Source organism: Streptomyces sp. NPDC048353 (genome assembly GCF_055587165.1).
In genome coordinates this window covers 55,449-74,310 of the sequence record NZ_JBVJGU010000006.1, presented here as the reverse complement: position 1 = coordinate 74,310, position 18,862 = coordinate 55,449, and the positions used below count along the sequence as shown (strand labels likewise).

At 71.4% G+C, this 18,862-nt stretch carries 14 protein-coding genes and 2 pseudogenes; 12 read left to right on the top strand and 4 right to left on the bottom strand.

The features are described 5' to 3' along the window. The first annotated feature begins 114 nt into the window (after positions 1-114). The 5 genes and pseudogenes from ACZ6RC_RS22265 (at position 115) to ACZ6RC_RS22245 (ending at position 4,024) form a co-directional block, all read left to right on the top strand. Positions 115-939 (top strand): DUF1684 domain-containing protein, encoded by an 825-nt coding sequence (locus ACZ6RC_RS22265; RefSeq protein ID WP_469585920.1) that lies wholly within the window; start codon positions 115-117, stop codon positions 937-939. Between the two features lie 367 nt (positions 940-1,306). Beyond that, positions 1,307-1,525 (top strand): membrane protein insertion efficiency factor YidD, encoded by a 219-nt coding sequence (gene yidD, locus ACZ6RC_RS22260; RefSeq protein ID WP_469586734.1) that lies wholly within the window; start codon positions 1,307-1,309, stop codon positions 1,523-1,525. Between the two features lie 232 nt (positions 1,526-1,757). Then, positions 1,758-2,129 carry a hypothetical protein gene (locus tag ACZ6RC_RS22255; RefSeq protein ID WP_469585917.1) on the top strand — a complete coding sequence of 124 codons (372 nt, stop codon included), beginning with the start codon at positions 1,758-1,760 and terminating at the stop codon, positions 2,127-2,129. Positions 2,130-2,220: 91 nt separating this feature from the next. Then, positions 2,221-3,606 (top strand): SMI1/KNR4 family protein, encoded by a 1,386-nt coding sequence (locus ACZ6RC_RS22250; protein ID WP_469585914.1) that lies wholly within the window; start codon positions 2,221-2,223, stop codon positions 3,604-3,606. A gap of 92 nt (positions 3,607-3,698) precedes the next feature. After that, a pseudogene (locus tag ACZ6RC_RS22245) lies at positions 3,699-4,024 on the top strand (deoxyxylulose-5-phosphate synthase). 48 nt (positions 4,025-4,072) lie between these two features. Here ACZ6RC_RS22245 and ACZ6RC_RS22240 read toward each other — a convergent pair. Continuing rightward, positions 4,073-4,483: a RidA family protein gene (locus ACZ6RC_RS22240; RefSeq protein WP_469585910.1), complete on the bottom strand. Its 411-nt coding sequence runs from the start codon at positions 4,481-4,483 to the stop codon at positions 4,073-4,075. A gap of 37 nt (positions 4,484-4,520) precedes the next feature. On the opposite strand from ACZ6RC_RS22240, the pseudogene ACZ6RC_RS22235 reads away from it, so the two are divergent. Next, positions 4,521-4,937, top strand: a pseudogene (locus ACZ6RC_RS22235) (HAD family hydrolase); the annotation flags it as partial. 336 nt (positions 4,938-5,273) lie between these two features. Here ACZ6RC_RS22235 and ACZ6RC_RS22230 read toward each other — a convergent pair. Next, complete coding sequence (locus tag ACZ6RC_RS22230; protein WP_469585907.1) at positions 5,274-6,569, bottom strand: flavin-containing monooxygenase; 1,296 nt, start codon at positions 6,567-6,569, stop codon at positions 5,274-5,276. Positions 6,570-6,773: 204 nt separating this feature from the next. Continuing rightward, positions 6,774-8,117 carry an ROK family transcriptional regulator gene (locus tag ACZ6RC_RS22225; protein ID WP_453617691.1) on the bottom strand — a complete coding sequence of 448 codons (1,344 nt, stop codon included), beginning with the start codon at positions 8,115-8,117 and terminating at the stop codon, positions 6,774-6,776. Between the two features lie 136 nt (positions 8,118-8,253). On the opposite strand from ACZ6RC_RS22225, the gene ACZ6RC_RS22220 reads away from it, so the two are divergent. Genes ACZ6RC_RS22220 through ACZ6RC_RS22205 form a run of 4 tightly spaced genes read left to right on the top strand, consistent with a single transcriptional unit; the run spans position 8,254 to position 12,861 of the window. Continuing rightward, on the top strand, positions 8,254-9,558 hold the full coding sequence (locus tag ACZ6RC_RS22220) for an ABC transporter substrate-binding protein (protein WP_453617690.1): 1,305 nt from the start codon (positions 8,254-8,256) through the stop codon (positions 9,556-9,558). Positions 9,559-9,570: 12 nt separating this feature from the next. Continuing rightward, positions 9,571-10,563: a carbohydrate ABC transporter permease gene (locus ACZ6RC_RS22215; RefSeq protein WP_391133042.1), complete on the top strand. Its 993-nt coding sequence runs from the start codon at positions 9,571-9,573 to the stop codon at positions 10,561-10,563. Between the two features lie 52 nt (positions 10,564-10,615). Further along, positions 10,616-11,455, top strand: a complete 840-nt coding sequence (locus ACZ6RC_RS22210) for a carbohydrate ABC transporter permease (protein WP_391135831.1) — start codon at positions 10,616-10,618, stop codon at positions 11,453-11,455. Between the two features lie 35 nt (positions 11,456-11,490). Further along, positions 11,491-12,861 (top strand): GH1 family beta-glucosidase, encoded by a 1,371-nt coding sequence (locus ACZ6RC_RS22205; protein ID WP_391133039.1) that lies wholly within the window; start codon positions 11,491-11,493, stop codon positions 12,859-12,861. 27 nt (positions 12,862-12,888) lie between these two features. Here ACZ6RC_RS22205 and ACZ6RC_RS22200 read toward each other — a convergent pair whose 3' ends face one another. Continuing rightward, entirely contained in the window at positions 12,889-13,950 is a 1,062-nt protein-coding gene (locus ACZ6RC_RS22200; protein WP_391133036.1) for a LacI family DNA-binding transcriptional regulator, read from the bottom strand. Between the two features lie 189 nt (positions 13,951-14,139). Here ACZ6RC_RS22200 and ACZ6RC_RS22195 point away from each other — a divergent pair, with 189 nt between their 5' ends. Together ACZ6RC_RS22195 and ACZ6RC_RS22190 are read left to right on the top strand one after the other, a co-directional pair. After that, positions 14,140-16,341 carry a galactose-binding domain-containing protein gene (locus ACZ6RC_RS22195; RefSeq protein ID WP_469585900.1) on the top strand — a complete coding sequence of 734 codons (2,202 nt, stop codon included), beginning with the start codon at positions 14,140-14,142 and terminating at the stop codon, positions 16,339-16,341. 245 nt (positions 16,342-16,586) lie between these two features. Beyond that, positions 16,587-18,710 carry a discoidin domain-containing protein gene (locus ACZ6RC_RS22190; RefSeq protein ID WP_469585897.1) on the top strand — a complete coding sequence of 708 codons (2,124 nt, stop codon included), beginning with the start codon at positions 16,587-16,589 and terminating at the stop codon, positions 18,708-18,710. The last annotated feature ends 152 nt before the right edge of the window (positions 18,711-18,862 follow it).

Sequence of the window (18,862 nt, the reverse complement as noted above, 5' to 3'; positions counted from 1 at the left end):
CAAGGCTCCCGTACACATGACGGACAAGAAGCTGTCACACGCGGACCGGAATGCGACTCCGGCGGGCGGCCGTTCTCACTGGCATGACGAGCCTCGCGTGACGAAGGAGAACGCATGACCACGGAAACCGGCACGACCGACCTCAAGGCCTTCACCGAGGAGTGGACGGAGTGGTATCGCGCCCAGGAGGCCGGGCTCGCCGACCCGCACGGGTTCCTGGCCGTCACCGGCCTGCACTGGCTGGACGACCGGCCGCAGCGCTTCCCCGACGCGCCCGGCACATGGCACACCGGCCACGACGGGGTCACGGTCCGGCTCGACGAGGGAGAGGAACTGGTCGTCGGCGGAACGCCGGTGCGGGGTGAACACCGTTTCGGCGTGATCGCCGAGCGCGGAAGCGTGGACGCGGTCTGGGGCGACGCCGTCATCGAGGTCGCCAAGCGCGGCGGCCATGACATCCTGCGCCCCCGGCACCCGGACGCGCCGCTGCGCACCGCCTTCGCCGGAACGCCCGCGTACGCCCCCGACCCGCGCTGGTCCCTGACGGGCCGGTATCACCCCTTCGACGAGCCGCGGCCGACCACCGTGGGCGCGGCCGTCGAGGGCCTTGAGCACGTGTACGACGCCCCGGGCAGGATCGAGTTCGAGGTGCACGGACGTCAGTTGTCCCTGACCGCGTTCCCCGGACAGGGCGCCGGCCGGCTGATGGTGCTGTTCACCGACGCGACCTCCGGGGTCACCACCTACGCCGCCAACCGGGCCCTGTCCGTCGGGCCGCCCGCGACCGACGGCACGGTCGTCCTGGACTTCAACCGCGCCGCGAACCTGCCGTGCGCCTACACGGATCTGGCCACCTGCCCGCTGCCGCCGGCCGAGAACCGGCTGCCGGTCGCGATCGAGGCGGGCCTGAAGATCCCCCGCGAGCGCGGCGGTTCCTGAAGCCGGGCTGCCGGCCGCGGTGGCGGCGGCCGGCGGCGGGCGCACCCGCCAGGCGCGGCCGGGAGGAGCCTCTCCGGCGGATGGTGCGACGCGCCCGCGACGCGCCCGCCCCTTCCCTTTGTATGATCACGTGTCGATCAGGGTGGGGGAGACAGTGACGCGAAGCGGTGAGCGCGGCCGGAGGAAGAACGCGGACGGCGAGGGCTGCTGCGCGGCCACCCTCGACACGCTGTCCCACCCGTGCTGTTGCGGCGGCGTGTGGACGCAGGCGGCTCTGCTGTCCGCCGTTCTGCGCCCTTCGCTCACGGCTGCCGGCCACGGCGCGGACCCCGTCGCGCCCCCTCCGGGCGGGTGGCTGGCCGCCGTGATGTACCGGTACGTACGCCACTACCGTGCCGAGGTCAGCCCGGCGCGGCCGGCGCGCTGCCCGTACACCCCGAGCTGTTCCACCTACGCGGTGCGGGCGCTCCACCGCCACGGCGCGCTTCGCGGCGGCGGGTTGATTCTGGGACGTCTGCTGCGCTGCCGGCCGGGTGCGGCCCGTCGCCGTGGCTTTCGTGATCCGGTCCCGCCCGCCCGCGACTGACCGCCCCCCCCACCGAGGAGCGCCGTGGTGGCGACGCCGGGTGGTGCGCCCCCGTGGGACGGGCGCAGACGTACGCGGCATGTGGTCGTCCCCCGCGACGACGCCGCGGGGGCGCATGAGACCATCGTGTCCGCAGACCCGTGCCTGTGCTGCCGGTTCCGCCGGCCAGGGACGGAGCGGATCGACCGCACACCGGCCAGACCGCACGGCGGCTGCTGCCGGGGGGATGAACGTGGAGAACAGCGGGATGCCGGGAGCGCTCCGGGCGGGTTCGCGTGCCGAGCGGGTGACCGAAGGGCTGACCGTCGCCGTGGCGTCGGCCCTCTCGGCCGGCCTGCTGGCCGGCCCGGCACTGATCTTCGGGACGACGGCCTGGCGTCTGATCACCGACACCGGCACCACCGCGTTCAGCCGGTTCTTGGTGCCGCTGCTCGTCCTCGCCCTGCTGGCGCTGCCGTTCACCTCGGGCCGCTTCGTGTTCCGCGCGGGCCGGCGCAAGGGCAAGGAGCGCCTGACGGCGGCGGTCCCGGCGGTGCTGACGCTGCTCGGCACGTCCGTCGTGCCGTTCGCGGCCCTGTGCCTGGTCTTCGTGTACGCGGACTGACCTCGGGCCACGGAAGCCTGCGCGGACGGCCCCGGATCAGAGGGCGACATCCGGGCGCTGCGTCGCGAGAGGCGCGGCATAGGGTCGGCCCATGAACGAGCCGGCCTCCGTCCCCTCCGCGCCGTCCTTGCACTCCTTCGACACGTGGGCGCCGCTCCTGCGGGAGTGGGCGGCCGGGAGCGAGGCGCAGGACGAGGACGGGACGGTGCACCTGTCCGGTGCGGTAGGCCGGGAGGCGTGGTCGTCACGGTCCCGTCCGCGCGGGAGGGCCTCGGCCGCGGAGCGGGAGGCCGTCGAGCGGGTGAGGGACGCCCTCGAAGGGGCCGGCGTGGAGTCCGTGACCTTCTCCGCCCGGGTCACCCCCTCGGGCAGGACCCGGCTGCGGGTGAGGGGCCCCAGCCCGGCCGTGGAGTCCGGACCGGCGGGCGGCGGGGCGCTCCTGCTGGTCGAGGGCGCGGTCCCCGAGCCCTGGCGCCGGCTGCCCTCCTCGGCCCCGGCCGCGCACCCGGCCCGGTCGGCTGACCCGGTGGCGCTGGAGCGGCGGTTGCGCGCACGGCTGCCCGGCGCCATCGGCGCCGGCGACGAGGAGATCGCCGCCACCGAAGCGCGTCTCGGCCTGCGACTTCCCGACGAGTTGCGGGCCCTCTACCGGGTCGTGCGGTGGAGGCGGGAAGACGCGCACGGCGACGACCGAGCCGGGGTGTACGACACCGTCGGATGCGAACCCTTCCCCTTGGACGACGTGTACGTCGCCGACTCGGCGTCCCGGCCGGCGCCCTGGAGGTTCGCGGCCTGCGAGGCCGCTGTCACCCCGCCCGACGCCGCCGTCCAGGGCCTCGTCGGCTCGCCCGGCTGGATCGTCTTCGGGGACAACGGCGGCGGCGACCGGCTCGCGGTCGACCTGACCCCAGGGCCGGCCGGCCACACCGGGCAGATCGTGCTGCTGAGCCACGAGTCGTTCCTCGGCGCCGAGCTGATCGCCGACTCGCTCACCGACCTGGTGCGGCGGGTCAAGCCGCGCGGCCGACGGCGGTCCGGCTCCCGCCGGCGGACCGAGGAACCGGCGGTCGCCCACGTCAACGTGGCCCACCTGCGCGGCGTCGAGGCCGCCGCGCACGCGGAGTTGGAGGTGCTCTGCATCGGGGTGTGGGACGATGCGCCGGTCGACCTCGCCCCTGTGGTCGGACTACCGCGCCTGCGCACCCTCACCGCCTACCCGGGCACCCTCGCCGACCCCCGGCAGATCGGCAGGCTCACCGGTCTGGAGTACCTCGACATCGGGCCGGCGGAGTGGCGGGCCCTCCTGGACGCCAAGGCCGTCCCCCGCAGCCTGGCGGCAGCCGGCATCACCACACACGGCCTACGCGACCACGGCCGGCTCGTCGACCTCTCCAACGAGATCCTGGCCCTCTGGGGACGGCCGCCGATCGTCCGCACCGTGCTGGTCGGCGAGCTGAGCCCCGGGCCGCACGCCTGATCACGCCCCTATCGATCGGGCTGTCTCACCCTGCGCCTCACGCACACGTAATGGCGTGGCGGTCGGAGCGTGCGTGGCTCTAGCCTGCACGTATGAGCCATGGAAAGACCTCGTACGTCTGTCTGCCCTGCCGGGCTTCGTACAAGCAGGCGTACGGCCCCGAACGCGAGCGGCGCTGTCCGCGCTGTGCGAAGGCGATGATCCACGCCGGTTCGGCGTTCGCCACGCCCCGGCGCCGTGACACGGACGCCTGGCGAGCCCTGTCGGTGGTCCTGAACGCGGGCATCAGGTTCCACAAGTCCTGCTGCGGCGGCCCCGGATGGCGCCCGCGGTGCGCGAGATCAAGGAACGCACGCTCTACGCGCACCGTACCGGGGAGCCCTTGGCGCGGGCTCTCCTCCGTTGGCAACTGCACTAACGCAGAGCTTCCGGCTCGGACCGCCCATGCCATCAAGATCGTTCGAAGTCAGTCAGGCAACGCCACGGTGAGATCCACCTCGACGAGCTGCCCCTGAAAGCCCAGTTGGGCGACGCCCAGGAGCGTGCTGGCGGTGGTGAACGCCGGGCCCAAGGCAGACTCGGTGAGCCGACGCCATGCGGCTCCGAGAGCGTCCCTCTCGTCGCTCCGCACGTAGATCACCGACCGCACCACATGTTCAGGCTGGGCACTCACCGCTGCCAGGGCGGCGAGCGCGTTGGCGACCACCTGGTCGACCTGCGTCTCGAGGGAACCGGAACCGACGAGGTCACCCTTCCGATCAAGCGGGCACTGCCCCGCCAGATAGGCGGTACGGCCTGCCTCCACCACGGTGATGTGGTGGTAGCCGGGTGTCTCATGCAGCTGCTCGGGGTTGATGCGGGTGATCTTCTCGTTCATGTCAGCGAGTCTGACCAGCGCGGTGCCGGCACGCACCGCATTTTCTCCGCCCCCTGAGCTGCTCGGCGCTCTGCCCTCCACGGGGTGGGCGTTGGTGACGTCGAATGACGAGCACCGGGTGCGCGGACGCTTCGCCCGGACCGGCTTGCCGGTGCCGGACGTCATCGTGGATGCCGCCTCCGTGGAGGAAGGCAAGCCCTCGCCCGTCCCGTATCTGCTGGCTGCCAAGCGGCTCGGTGCCGAGCCGGAGGACTGTCTGGTGATCGAGGACGCCCCGTCCGGGGTGTGGTCCGGGCTGCGTGCCGGCATGACGGTGTGGGGCGTCAACGCTCCCGTTGCGGTGGACGGCGTGCACCGTCACTTCGGGAGCCTGCGCTCGGCGGTCCTCGACATTCTTGCCTTCACCTCCGGAACCCACCCCGGCCAGCGGGAGGGCTCGTCGCCCGTGGAGTGATCTCGCTGTGGCTGGTGTGATCACGGCGTCGGAGTCGTGCGGGCAGGCCTGTCGTATGGTCTGTGCTGATGGCCGGTCGGAGATCGTGAGGGACTCGCGGCGATGGGGGGCGGGTCGGACAGGCCCCGGCCGCAGGCTCGGGTCTGGAGATGTGATGCCGTGTGCCCGCCCCCCAACTCCGCCGCCCCACGCCGCTGTCACCTCGCGCCGTCGGCGCCGCGCCAGCTGACGTGACACCCCGTCATGCACGTGCCTCCGCACGCGTCGACCGTCGCCCCTGACCCCTCCAGGGCGGGGTGACGGTCGACGGCTCCCACGAGAGGGCGAACCGGACGGTCAGGCGTCCTGCAACTCCCGCAGATCCCGCAGATAGGGACCGACGTCCACCTGGATGGAGGATCCCTCCGACCGTCCGTAACGCTCCTCGACGCCGCTCAGGTACGTGCGGATCTCCTCGCGCATGACGTCCGTCGACGGCAGGACGATGTCGTCGGCGACGACCTGCGCCACCCACCGTGCCTGGGCCTCCACGAGCCGGGTGATCGACCCGACCGGGCGGATCAGGCCGACGAAGAGCAGCCCGGGACGGTCGGGGGCGACCATGCGCCGGTACAGCTCGACCGCCCCGCGCCGCGGGTCCGAGGGGCAACCGTCGGGGAGGAAGGGGAAGGCCATGCGGAAGCCGGTGCAGTAGACGATCGCGTCGGCCTCGACCGAGGTCCCGTCGGTGAAGGACACCCCGCTGCCGGCCAGGGACTCGATTGCGGGCTTCGGCAGCACCGCGCCGTGCCGTATCCGGCTCAGGATCTCGTCCGAGATCGTGACGGCCGAGGAGAAGACGGGGTGGTCGGGCTCGGGCAGGCCGTAGTCCGACAGCCGGCCGCGCGCCACGAAGAGCGCCTGCTCGACGAAGCGCCGCTGTTCGGCGAGGGACATCGCGGCCCACCAGGGCGCTTCGGCGATCAGGTCGACGGACATGCCGAAGAGCTGCTTGGGCACGATGTGCAGACCACGGCGGACGGACAGCACGGTCCGCGCGGCGTGCCGGGAGAGGTCCGCGGCGATGTCGACGGCCGACGCCCCGAGGCCCACGACGACCACGCGCTGCCCGGCGAAGTCCTTCCCTGTCTGGTAGTCCATCGAGTGCAGAATCCTTCCTTCGAAGGACTCGGCGCCCGGCGGCAGCGGATCGGGCAGCGCGGGCTCGGTGTTGTGGCCCGAGGCGACGATCACGTGCGAGAAGCGGCGTTCCGTCACCTCGGCCGCCGCGTCCCGGCTGACGACCGTCCAGGCCCCGTCGGCGTCCTGCCGTGCCGAGAGCACCTCGGTGCGCAGTTCGATCCGCGGCAGCAGACCGGCCCACTCGGCGAAGGAGCGCAGATAGGCGGCGACGTCGTCGTGCCGGGGATAGAGCGGGAGGTCGTCGGCCATCGGGAACTCGGCGTAACCCGTCAGCTGTCTGGCGCTGTTGAGGTGCAGCGACAGATACGCCGGGCCGCGCTCGCCCGCCCCCGGCCGTCGCCAGAGCCCGCCCACGTCCGGCGCCTTCTCCAGGCAGACGAAGTCGATGCCCCGGTTCGCGAGCGCGCGGGCGGTCGCCAGGCCCGACAGGCCGGCACCGATGACACACACGGTCGCGGCGGTGAAAGCGCCGCCAGCACGTGACCCGCTCAAGAAAGCCCCCTCCACAGAAACACCCTCCGTCTTTGCGACGGGCGTTGACTTCCCAGTCGACTCCCGCCTCACACCCCACGTGAGCAACACGACGACACCGGGTCTCGCGCGGACGGCCCGGTCGTGGCCTGCGCAGACCCGGGAGGTGACCCTACCGACGGATCAGGTCGTCACGCGGTCCTGGAGGGCGGCCTGCCAGGCGGGGGCGGGGGTGATGGGCGCCGTCTCCGGGCGGCGGCCGCCCCGGGCGAAGAAGTCGGCCAGGGGCAGCAGGGCCGCTCCCACGGTGACCGCCTCCGGGCCGAGGGTGCCCAGGGCGATGCCGGTCCGGCTGGCCGGGTAGCGCAGCGCGTACTGCCGCGCGTACGCCGTCACGGTCTCCAGGAAGCGCGCGCCGAGCTGGAGGCCGGCCCAGCCGCCGACGAGGATGCGCTCCGGCTGGAAGAGGTTGATCAGATCGGAGAAGCCCGCCCCGAGGTATTCGGCGGTCTCCTCCAGGACGGCGAGCGCCGTCAGGTCGGGCTCCGTGCCGGGGTCGGGGGGGTAGGCGGCGGCGAGCATCGCCGTCAGGGCCGTCTCCTCGTCGGCGTCGGCCGGCGGCTGCCCGCCCGCCTCGCGCCAGCGCTCCAGCAGCGCCTCCGCTCCCGCGTACGCCTCCAGGCAGCCCTGCGCGCCGCAGCGGCAGCGGCGCCCCCGGACCCGTACGGTCAGATGCCCCCACTCCAGGGCCCGTCCCGGCCCCAGCGGGTCCGAGACCACGCAGGCGCCGACGCCCGAGCCGAAGAGGACGACCACCGCGCTGCGGGCGCCACGTCCGGCGCCGAACCACATCTCGGCCTGGCCGAGGGTCTTGGCGCCGTTGTCGATCCAGTACGGCACACCCGCCGGCAGTTCCACGGCGGAACGCAGCAGTCGCTCCAGCGGGACGGCGTGCCAGCCGATGGTCTGACCGTGCACCACCGAGCCGTCCTCACCGGTGCGGGAGACGATTCCGGGGACGCCCACGCCGACGCCGAGCAGGCGCTCCGGTGGTACGTCCGCGATCCGCAGCACCTCGGCGATGCCGTCGCGCAGGTGGCCGACGATGACCTCCACGTCGTAGCGCGCCGTGCGCGGCCCCGAGCTGGCCAGCGGCCGCTCGGCGCGCGCGAGCTCGGTGAGGGTGAGGTCGAAGAGTTCGATCCTGACGCGGGTCTCGCCGATGTCCACGCCGATCATGCAGCTGCTGGCGGGGGAGATGCGCAGGAGCGTACGGGGCCGTCCGCCGGCCGAGTCGACGCTTCCGGCCTCCTCGACCAGACCCTCGGCGACGAGTTCGGCGACGACGTTGCTGACCGAGCCCGAGCTCAGTCCGGTCGCGGGGCCGAGCACGAGGCGGCTCATCGGCCCGTCGAAGTACAGCCTGCGCAGCACCGCGGTGCGGTTCTCGCGTCGCAGGTCACGCACCGTGCGGCCACTTCTCGCGTGCACTTGGGTCCCCGTCTCTGCAGTCGTCCGGTGCAACATACCCGCATGACAGGCCTTGACGCGACCTTCTCATGGGGTTTAACTCACATCCTAAATTAAGCCGATGTGACGGAGAGCGGCCCGGGCGCCCTCACCGTGTCGGCCCTCCCGTCACCCCCGAAAGGGCCCAGGAGCCATGCGCAGAATCAGAGCCGCAGTCACCGGTGCCGTCACCCTGTCCCTCGTCCTCACCGCCACCGCGTGCGGCGGGGGAGGGGACAACGCCTCGCAGCCGAAGACCCTGACCTACTGGGCCTCCAACCAGGGCTCCAGCCTGGAGGTCGACAAGAAGGTGCTCCAGCCCGAACTCGACCAGTTCGAGAAGGAGACCGGGATCAAGGTCAAGCTGGAGGTCATCCCCTGGTCCGACCTGCTCAACCGCATCCTCACCGCGACCACCTCCGGCCAGGGCCCCGACGTCCTCAACATCGGCAACACCTGGAGCGCCTCCCTCCAGTCCACCGGCGCGCTGCTCCCCTGGGACTCGAAGAACTTCCAGGCCATCGGCGGCAAGGACCGCTTCGTCGACTCCGCGCTCGGCTCCACCGGCGTCCCCGGCCAGGACCCGGCCGCCGTCCCGCTCTACTCCATGGCCTACGCGCTCTACTACAACAAGAAGATGTTCAAGGACGCCGGTATCGAGAAGCCGCCGACGACCTGGGACGAGCTGATCGCCACCGGCAAGAAGATCAGCAAGGACGGCAAGTGGGGCATAGGCGTCGAGGGCTCCAACCTCTCCAACAACATCCACCAGGTCTTCGTGTTCGGCAAGCAGCACGGTGCCGAGTTCTTCACCCCCGACGGCAAGGCCGACTTCACCTCCGACGGCGCCGTCGCCGCCGTGAAGCAGTACGTCGACCTGATGGCCACCCAGAAGATCGTCGCCCCGGGCAACGCCGAGTACGCCCAGAACCAGTCGCTCAGCGACTTCGCCAAGGACCGGACCGGCATGGTCCTGTGGCAGACGCCGTCGCAGACCTTCGCCTCCCAGGGCATGTCCGAGGAGGAGTGGGGCGTCGCCCCCGCCCCCGTCCGGTCCGGCAAGCCCGGGCAGGGCACCCAGACCAACTCCATGGTTGCCGGCATCAACATGGCCGTCTTCAAGAACACCAAGAACCTCGACGGCGCCCTGAAGTTCGTGAAGTTCATGACCAGCGACGAAGAGCAGACCATGCTCAACAAGGCCTACGGCTCCGTCCCGCCGGTCAAGAGCGCCCAGAAGGCCCCGGAGTTCGCCGGCCCGTCGCTCGCCGTCATCCGCGACACCCTCGCCACCAGCGCCGCCGCCCTGCCGCAGGTCCCCGAGGAATCGCAGTTCGAGACCGTCGTCGGCACCGCGGTCAAGGAGCTCTTCGCCGACGCCGCCGCCGGCCGGGCCGTCACCACCGAGTCCGTCCGGGCCAAGCTCGACAAGGCCCAGCAGCAGATGCCCAAGAAGTAGGCAGCCCCTCCCATGACCAGAACCACCGCCACTCTCGAGAGTGAGCCGGCGGTGCGCGAGGCCGCACCCGGAGAGGCACCCGCACCACGCCGCTCCGGGCGCCGCCGCACCGCACTGCCGTACCTCCTGCTCCTGCCCGCCCTCCTCCTCGAACTCCTCGTCCACCTCGTGCCGATGCTCATGGGCATCACCATGAGCTTCAAGGAGCTCACCCAGTTCTACATCCGGAACTGGTCGGAGGCCCCCTGGTCCGGGCTCGACAACTTCGCCGTCTCGGTCGACTTCGACGCACCCGTCGGCCAGGCCCTGCTCGGCTCCTTCCTCACCACCTGCCTGTTCACCGTCCTCTCCGTGGGCCTGTGCTGGCTGCTGGGGACGGCCGCGGCGGTCTTCCTCCAGGAGAACTTCCGCGGCCGGGGCCTCCTGCGGACCCTCTTCCTCGTCCCGTACGCCCTGCCCGTCTACGCGGCCGTCATCACCTGGGCGTTCATGTTCCAGCGCGACAACGGCCTCATCAACCACGTCCTGCACGACCAGCTCGGCATCGGGGACAGCCCCGCCTTCTGGCTCATCGGTGACAACAGCTTCTGGGCCCTGCTCATCGTCTCCGTGTGGAAGGGCTGGCCCTTCGCCTTCCTCACCGTCATGGCGGGACTCCAGAACATCCCCCGTGACATGTACGAGGCCGCCGCCCTCGACGGCGCCGGCGTCTGGAAGCAGATCCGCCACATCACCCTGCCGTCCCTGCGACCGGTCAACCAGGTCCTCGTCCTCGTGCTGTTCCTGTGGACGTTCAACGACTTCAACACGCCGTTCGTGCTCTTCGGCAAGGCCGCTCCCGAGGCCGCCGACCTGATCTCCCTCCACATCTACCAATCGTCCTTCCAGACCTGGAACTTCGGCACCGGCTCGGCCATGTCCGTGCTGCTCCTGCTCTTCCTCCTCGTCGTCACGGGCGTCTACCTCCTGCTCACCACCCGGGGAAGGAAGGCCACCGATGCCTGAGCACGCACGCGGGCACCGGACCGCCCGGCCCCCGAGGTCCGTCCGCTCCCCGATGGCGGCGCCCCGCTCCTTCCTCTGGACCCGCCGGATCTTCCTCACCCTGCTCACCGGCTTCGTCCTGCTGCCGGTGTACGTGATGATCTCCAGCTCCCTCAAGCCGCTGGAGGACGTCTCGGGCAAGTTCGAGTGGATCCCCTCCGGCCTCACCCTCCGCCCGTACGTCGACATCTGGGACACCGTCCCGCTCGCCGACTACTTCGTGAACTCCCTGATCGTGGCGGGGGCGGCCACCGTCTTCTCGGTCACCGTCGCGATCTTCGCCGCGTACGCCGTCAGCCGCTACACCTTCCGCGGCAAGCGGGTCTTCACGGTCACGGTCCTCTCGACGCAGATGTTCCCCGGCATCCTCTTCCTGCTGCCGCTCTTCCTCATCTACGTCAACATCGGCAACGCCACCGGCATCGCCCTCTTCGGCTCGCGCGAAGGCCTGATCCTCACCTATCTGACCTTCTCGCTGCCGTTCTCCATCTGGATGCTGACCGGCTACTTCGACTCGATCCCCCGGGAACTCGACGAGGCGGCCAAGGTCGACGGCTGCGGACCGATCAGCGCGCTGTTCCGCGTGATCGTCCCGGCGGCGGTCCCCGGAATCATCGCCGTCGCCGTCTACGCCTTCATGACCGCCTGGGGCGAGGTCCTCTTCGCCTCCGTCATGACCAACGACACCACCCGCACCCTCGCCGTCGGCCTCCAGGGCTACGCCACGCAGAACGACGTCTACTGGAACCAGGTGATGGCCGCCTCCCTCGTGGTGAGCCTCCCCGTCGTCATCGGGTTCCTCCTGCTCCAGCGCTATCTCGTCACCGGCCTCACCGCGGGTGCGGTCAAGTGACGCCCTTCACCACATCGATCACGAAGAGGTTCCCTGTGTCCGAATCCACCGACTCCCGCCCGCTCGATCTGGAGGCGTTCCCCCCGGACTTCTCCTGGGGGACGGCGACCTCCGCGTACCAGATCGAGGGCGCCGTCGACGAGGACGGCCGCGCTCCCTCCATCTGGGACACCTTCAGCCGCGTGCCCGGAGCGATCGACAACGGCGACCACGGCGACATCGCCTGCGACCACTACCACCGCTGGCCCGAGGACGTCGCCCTGATGAAGGGCCTCGGCACCGACGCGTACCGCCTCTCCGTCGCCTGGCCGCGCGTCGTCCCCGGCGGTGACGGCCCCGTCAACGCGGCCGGGCTCGACTTCTACGACCGGCTCGTCGACGGCCTCCTCGACGCCGGCATCACGCCCTCCGTCACCCTCTACCACTGGGACCTGCCGCAGGCCCTCCAGGACCGCGGCGGCTGGACCGAGCGCGAGACCGCCGAACACCTCGCCGCCTACGCCACCGTCGTCGCCGAACGGCTGGGGGACCGGGTCACCCAGTGGGCCACCCTCAACGAGCCGCTCTGCTCGGGCTGGATCGGCCACCTGGAGGGCCGGATGGCCCCCGGGCTCACCGATCTGACGGCCGCCGTCCGCGCCTCCTACCACCTCCTGCTCTCCCACGGCCTCGCCGTCCAGGCCGTACGCGCGGCCGCGCCGGACGCGCGGATCGGCCTGGTCACCAACCACTCCACGGTCGAGGCCGCGTCCACCCGGCCCGAGGACATCGCCGCCGCCCTCCGCATGGACGGGCACACCAACCGCTGGTGGCTGGACCCCGTCTACGGCCGCGGCTTCCCCGCCGACATGCGCGAGCTGTACGGAGTCGAGCTGCCCGAACGCCCCGGCGACGCCGAGACCATCGCCGCCCCGCTCGACTGGCACGGCCTCAACTACTACTTCCCGGTCACCGTCGCCGACGACCCGGCGGGCTCCGTCCCGTACGCCCGCGAGGTCCGCCTCCCCGACGTGCCCCGCACCGGCATGGACTGGCAGATCGACGCCGACGGGCTGGAGTCCTTCCTGCTGCGCCTCACCGAGGAGTACGGCGTGCGCCGGCTCTACGTCACCGAGAACGGCTCGGCCTTCCCCGACACCGTCGGCCCCGACGGCGCGGTCCACGACCCCGACCGCACCCGCTACCTGGAGGGGCACCTGGCCGCCTGCGCCCGCGCGGTGCGCAAGGGAGCCCCGCTGGCCGGCTACTACGCCTGGTCGCTCCTGGACAACTTCGAGTGGGCGTACGGCTACGACAAGCGCTTCGGCCTCGTCCACGTCGACTACGCCACGCAGCGCCGGACCGTGAAGACGAGCGGGCACCGGTACGCCGACATTATCCGGGCCCACCGGGAGGGGAGCCGCTGACGCACCGGCCCCCGCGGGGGCCGCGGGTCACGCGGACTCGCGTACCACGAGCACCGGCTCGAACACCTGCGAAGGAGGTTCGGGCCGGCCGCCGTCCCGCACGGCCGGGAGCGGCGAGGGGAGAGGCCGGCCGCCGTCGAGCTGTGCGGCCAGGAGCCGGGCCATGGCGGCCGCCATCCGCTCCACCGGCTGGCGCACGGTGGTGAGCGCCGGCCGGCTCTTCCGCGCCGCCAGGGAGTCGTCGAACCCCACCACGGCCACGTCCTCGGGGACGGCCACCCCCCGCTCGCGCAGGTACTGGCAGGCACCCTGCGCCATCAGGTCGTTGGCGGCGAACACGGCGTCGATCCCCGGGTTCTCCTCCAGCAGCCGGGCCATCGCCTGCCTGCCGGAGTCCACCGTGAACCGCCCCCGCACGACGGGTACGGACGTCACCCCACGGGCCGCGAGCGCCTGCCGGAACCCGTCGAGGCGGGCGCGGGCCGTCGGAGCGGTCACGGGCGCCGCGATCGTGGCCGGCCGCCGCCGGCCCGTCGCCCAGAGGTGCTCGGCGGCCAGCCGGGCGCCCGCCTCGTTGTCGCAGTCGACGTAGCCGCAGGGCACGGCGCCGTCCGGGCGGCCGAAGAGCACCGTCGGCAGGCCCGCGGCCACCAGCATCGCCGGCAGCGGATCGTCCTCGTCGAGCGACACCACCAGCGCCCCGTCGGCGCCCCCCTGTCGCAGGTACTCCACCAGCTGGGTCCTGGCCTGCTCCGACTCGGCCACCAGCAGCACCGGCTGGATCCCGCTCTCGCGCAGCGCCGGCAGCACGCCGTCGACCACCCGTCCGAAGAAGGGGTCGGAGAAGACCCGGGCGGCGAACGCCTCCCCCGTCGCGGAGAAGACGAGACCGACGGTGCCGCTGCGCCGCGTCACCAGGGAACGGGCGGCCTGGTTCGGCGCGTAGCCGATGCGTGCGATGGCGTGGCGCACGGCCTGCTGGATCTCGGGCGCCACGTTGCGTACGCCGTTGACGACGCGCGACACCGTCGCCCGTGACACCCCCGCCTCACGTGCGACGTCCTCCAGAGTCGGCCCTCGATTCCCCACCCGTGCACCTTAACGGGGCCGCGGACGGGGCGGGCGCGCGACCCGGACGGGGCCCCGGAACATGCTGTCGACACTTAATGAAAGCCAAAAGAAAAGCCATGTCCTACTCCTTGACCGCTCACTCGCAGGGCGGGCATGGTTTCGGAGAGCGCTCTCCCACGTTTCCGTTCCGTATACCGAGGAGCCCCCATGCCATCCGTCGGGTCCCCGCCGGCCTTCCGGCGCCCCGCCTCATCCGTCAGACGGGCCACCGTCGGCGCACTCGTCTCGTCCATGGCCGCCGCCCTGCTCGCCGTCACCCCGGCGACCACGGCACACGCGGCCCCCGCCCTGCTCTCGCAGGGCAAGACCGCCACCGCCTCGTCGAGCGAGGGGGGCGCCTTCACGGCCGGCGCCGCCGTCGACGGCAACCTCACCGGAACCCGCTGGGCCAGCCAGTGGCAGGACTCCCAGTGGATCCAGGTCGACCTCGGCCAGAGCGCCACGCTCGACCGCGCGGTCCTCACCTGGGAGGCCGCGTACGGCAAGAGCTACCAGATCCAGGCCTCCGACAACGGCACCGACTGGCGGACGCTGACCACCGTCACGGCCGGCGACGGCGGCACCGACGACGTCTCCCTCTCCGGCTCCGGCCGGTACGTCCGGATGAACGGACTGACCCGGGCCACCGGATACGGTTTCTCGCTCTGGGAGTTCCAGGTGTACGGCACCCCCGGCGACGGCGGTGGCGGCCCGCAGCTGCCGGGCGGTGGCGACCTGGGCCCGAACGTCCACGTCTTCGACCCGTCCACACCGGGCATCCAGGGCAAGCTGGACGAGGTGTTCCGGCAGCAGGAGTCGGCCCAGTTCGGAGCGGGGCGGCACGCCTTCCTGTTCAAGCCCGGGACGTACAGCGGCCTGAACGCGCAGATCGGCTTCTACACCCAGATAGCCGGCCTCGGACTGCGCCCCGGCGACACCACGATCAACGGCGACGTGACCGTGGACGCCGGCTGGTTCAACGGCAACGCCACGCAGAACTTCTGGCGCGGCGCCGAGGGTCTGACCCTGAACCCGGTCAACGGCACCAACCGGTGGGCCGTCTCGCAGGCGTCCTCCTTCCGCCGCATGCACGTCAAGGGCGGGCTCAACCTCGCCCCGAACGGCTACGGCTGGGCCAGCGGCGGCTACATCGCCGACTCGAAGGTCGACGGCCAGATCGGCAACTACTCCCAGCAGCAGTGGTACACCCGGGACAGCGCCATCGGCGGCTGGTCCAACAGCGTCTGGAACCAGACCTTCTCTGGCGTCCAGGGCGCACCGGCCAACGCCTTCCCCGAGCCCCGATACACCACGCTGGAGACCACCCCCATCTCCCGGGAGAAGCCCTACCTCTACCTGGACGGCAACGAGTACAAGGTGTTCGCGCCCGCCAAGCGCGTGAACGCCCGCGGCACCAGCTGGGCCAACGGCACCCCGCAGGGCGAGTCCATCCCGCTGAGCCAGTTCTACGTGGTCAAGCCGGGCGCCACCGCCGCGACCATCAACCAGGCGCTGGCCCAGGGCCTCCACCTGCTGTTCACCCCGGGCGTCTACCACGTCGACCGGACCATCAACGTGAACCGCGCCAACACCATCGTGCTCGGCCTCGGCCTCGCCACGATCATCCCGGACAACGGCGTGACCGCGATGCGCGTCGCCGACGTCGACGGCGTCCGGCTGGCCGGCTTCCTGATCGACGCCGGAGCGGTCAACTCCCCGACCCTGCTGGAGGTCGGACCGCAGGGCGCGGGCGCCGACCACGCCGCCAACCCCACCACCGTGCAGGACGTGTACATCCGTATCGGCGGCGCGGGGGCCGGCAAGGCCACCACCAGTATGGTCGTGAACAGTGACGACGCCATCGTCGACCACACCTGGGTCTGGCGTGCCGACCACGGCGAGGGCTGGGGCTGGGAGACCAACCGCGCCGACTACGGCGTCCGGGTCAACGGCGACGACGTGCTCGCCACCGGCCTCTTCGTCGAGCACTTCAACAAGTACGACGTGGAGTGGTACGGCGAGCGCGGCCGCACGATCTTCTACCAGAACGAGAAGGCCTACGACGCTCCCAACCAGGCGGCCATCCAGAACGGCTCCACCAAGGGGTACGCCGCCTACCGCGTCGACGACTCGGTGAACACCCACGAGGCGTGGGGTCTCGGCAGCTACTGCAACTACAACGTGGACCCGACCATCGTCCAGGACCACGGCTTCAAGGCACCGGTCAAGCCGGGAGTGAAGTTCCACAGCCTCCTGGTGGTGTCCCTCGGCGGCATGGGCCACTACAACCACGTCATCAACGACACCGGGGCCTCCACCATCCCGGCCGGCACCTCCACCGTGCCGTCGACCGTCGTCTCCTTCCCCTGAGACGCCTCGCCCTCACCGCCCATCGACGGTGAGGGCCTCGATCCCCTTCCGGGCCGGGTGATCACGTCCCCGCGGCCCGGCCCGGAAGGGCCCGCACGATCAGACCGTGCATCCCCCTCCACACGGAGCGCCGCACGCGAGCCGGCCCGCGGGCCCGGTCCACCGTGCCCGGCGTCATGAATCAGCCAGGAGCACATGTGTCCAGTCCCCCCTCCGCGCCCGCTCGTTCCCGTGGGCGCCACGGAATGTCCCTCGTGACGCTCGGCGCCCTTCTCGCGTCCTCGCTCACCCTGAGCCTGGCCCCGCAGGCACAGGCCGCCGAGACGCTTCTCTCCCAGGGCAAGACGGCCACCGCCTCGTCGACCGAGGGCGACGCCTATGGTGCGGCCGCCGCGGTCGACGGCAACCTGACCGGTACCCGCTGGGCGAGCCAGTGGACGGACTCCCAGTGGATCCAGGTCGACCTCGGCGCGCGCAAGGACCTCAGCCGCACCGTCCTGACCTGGGAGGGCGCCTACGGCAGGAACTACGAGATCCAGGCGTCCGACAACGGCACCGACTGGCGCACCCTGAAGACGGTGACGGGTGGCGACGGCGGCACGGACGACCTCGCCGTCTCCGGCTCGGGCCGGTACGTGCGCATGCAGGGCCTCGCCCGCTCCGGCGGCTACGGCTACTCCCTGTGGGAGTTCCAGGTCTACGGCTCCGACGGCGGAACCACCCCACCGCCGGGCGGCGCGGTCAAGGTGACCGGATCCCAGGGGAACTGGCAACTGACCGTCGGGGGACAGCCGTACACGGTCAAGGGCCTCACCTGGGGCCCGGCGATGGCCGACGCTCCCCGCTACATGCCGGACCTGAAGTCCATGGGCGTCAACACCGTGCGGACCTGGGGAACCGACGCCTCCAGCAAACCCCTGCTCGACGCCGCGGCCGCCCAGGGGCTCAAGGTCATCAACGGCTTCTGGCTCCAGCCCGGCGGCGGTCCCGGCGCCGGCGGGTGCGTCAACTACGTCACCGACACGACGTACAAGAACACCATGCTCACCGAGTTCGCCACGTGGGTCGACACCTACAAGTCCCACCCGGCGACGCTCATGTGGAACGTCGGCAACGAGTCCGTCCTCGGCCTGCAGAACTGCTACGGCGGCGCCGAGCTGGAGGCCCAGCGCAACGCGTACACGACCTTCGTCAACGATGTCGCCAAGAAGATCCACTCCATCGACCCCGACCACCCCGTGACCTCCACGGACGCGTGGACCGGTGCCTGGCCGTACTACAAGCGCAACGCCCCCGACCTCGACCTGTACTCGATGAACTCCTACGCCAACCTCTGCAAGGTGCGCCAGGACTGGATCGACGGCGGCTACACCAAGCCGTACGTCATCACCGAGGGCGGCCCCGCCGGCGAGTGGGAGGTCCCGAACGACGTCAACGGCATCCCGGACGAGCCCACCGACGTCCAGAAGGCCGACGGCTACACCAAGGCCTGGGGCTGCGTCACCGGCCACCAGGGCGTCGCCCTCGGCGCCACCCTCTTCCACTACGGCCTCGAACACGACTTCGGCGGCGTCTGGTTCAACCTCCTGCCCGACGGCCTGAAGCGGCTCTCCTACTACGCCGTCAAGAAGGCGTACACCGGCTCCGCGGGCGCCAACACCCCGCCCGTCATCACCAACATGACCGTCAGCCCGGCCTCCGCGGCCCCGGCGGGGGGCGAGTTCACGGTCCGCGCCGACATCCGTGACCCCGAAGGCGACCCGATCACACCCAAGATCTACCTCAGCGGAAACTACGCCAACGGCGACAAGCGTCTCGTCGACGCGCGGTACCGCTCCCTGGGTAACGGCACCTTCGCCGTCACCGCTCCCGAGAAGCTCGGGGTCTGGAAGGTCTACATCCAGGCCGAGGACGGCCGCGGCAACGCCGGAATCGAGACGAAATCCGTCAAGGTCGTCGCCCCGCCCGTGAACGGAACGAACCTCGCCCAGGGCCGGCCCACCACCGCCTCCTCGTCCCAGGCCTCCTACGGCGACTGCCCCTGCCCCGCCTCCAACGCCACCGACGGCAACACCGGCACCCGCTGGGCCAGCGACTGGAGCGACCCCCAGTGGATCCAGGTGGACCTCGGCTCCGCCAAGCCGATCCGCACGCTCCAGCTCGTCTGGGACCCCGCCTACGCCAGGTCCTACGAGGTGCAGGTGTCCGACGACGGAAACGCCTGGCGGACCGTCCACACCACCACCACGGGCAACGGGGACATCGACACCATCCAAGCCGCCACGACCGCCCGTTACGTGAAGCTCCAGCTCACCGCGCGGGGAACCGGCTGGGGTTACTCGCTCCACGAGTTCGGCGTCTACAGCTGACAGGCACCGCCTGAGCCGCACCCGCCGCAACCGGCGCGGGGGCGGGGGGGCCCCCCCCCCCCGCCGCCCCCCCCCCCGCCCCCCCCCGGCCCCTAAGTATAATAAGAGTCTTGCACCCCTGACCGGGGCGAGAAAGCCCACCCCACGGGGTG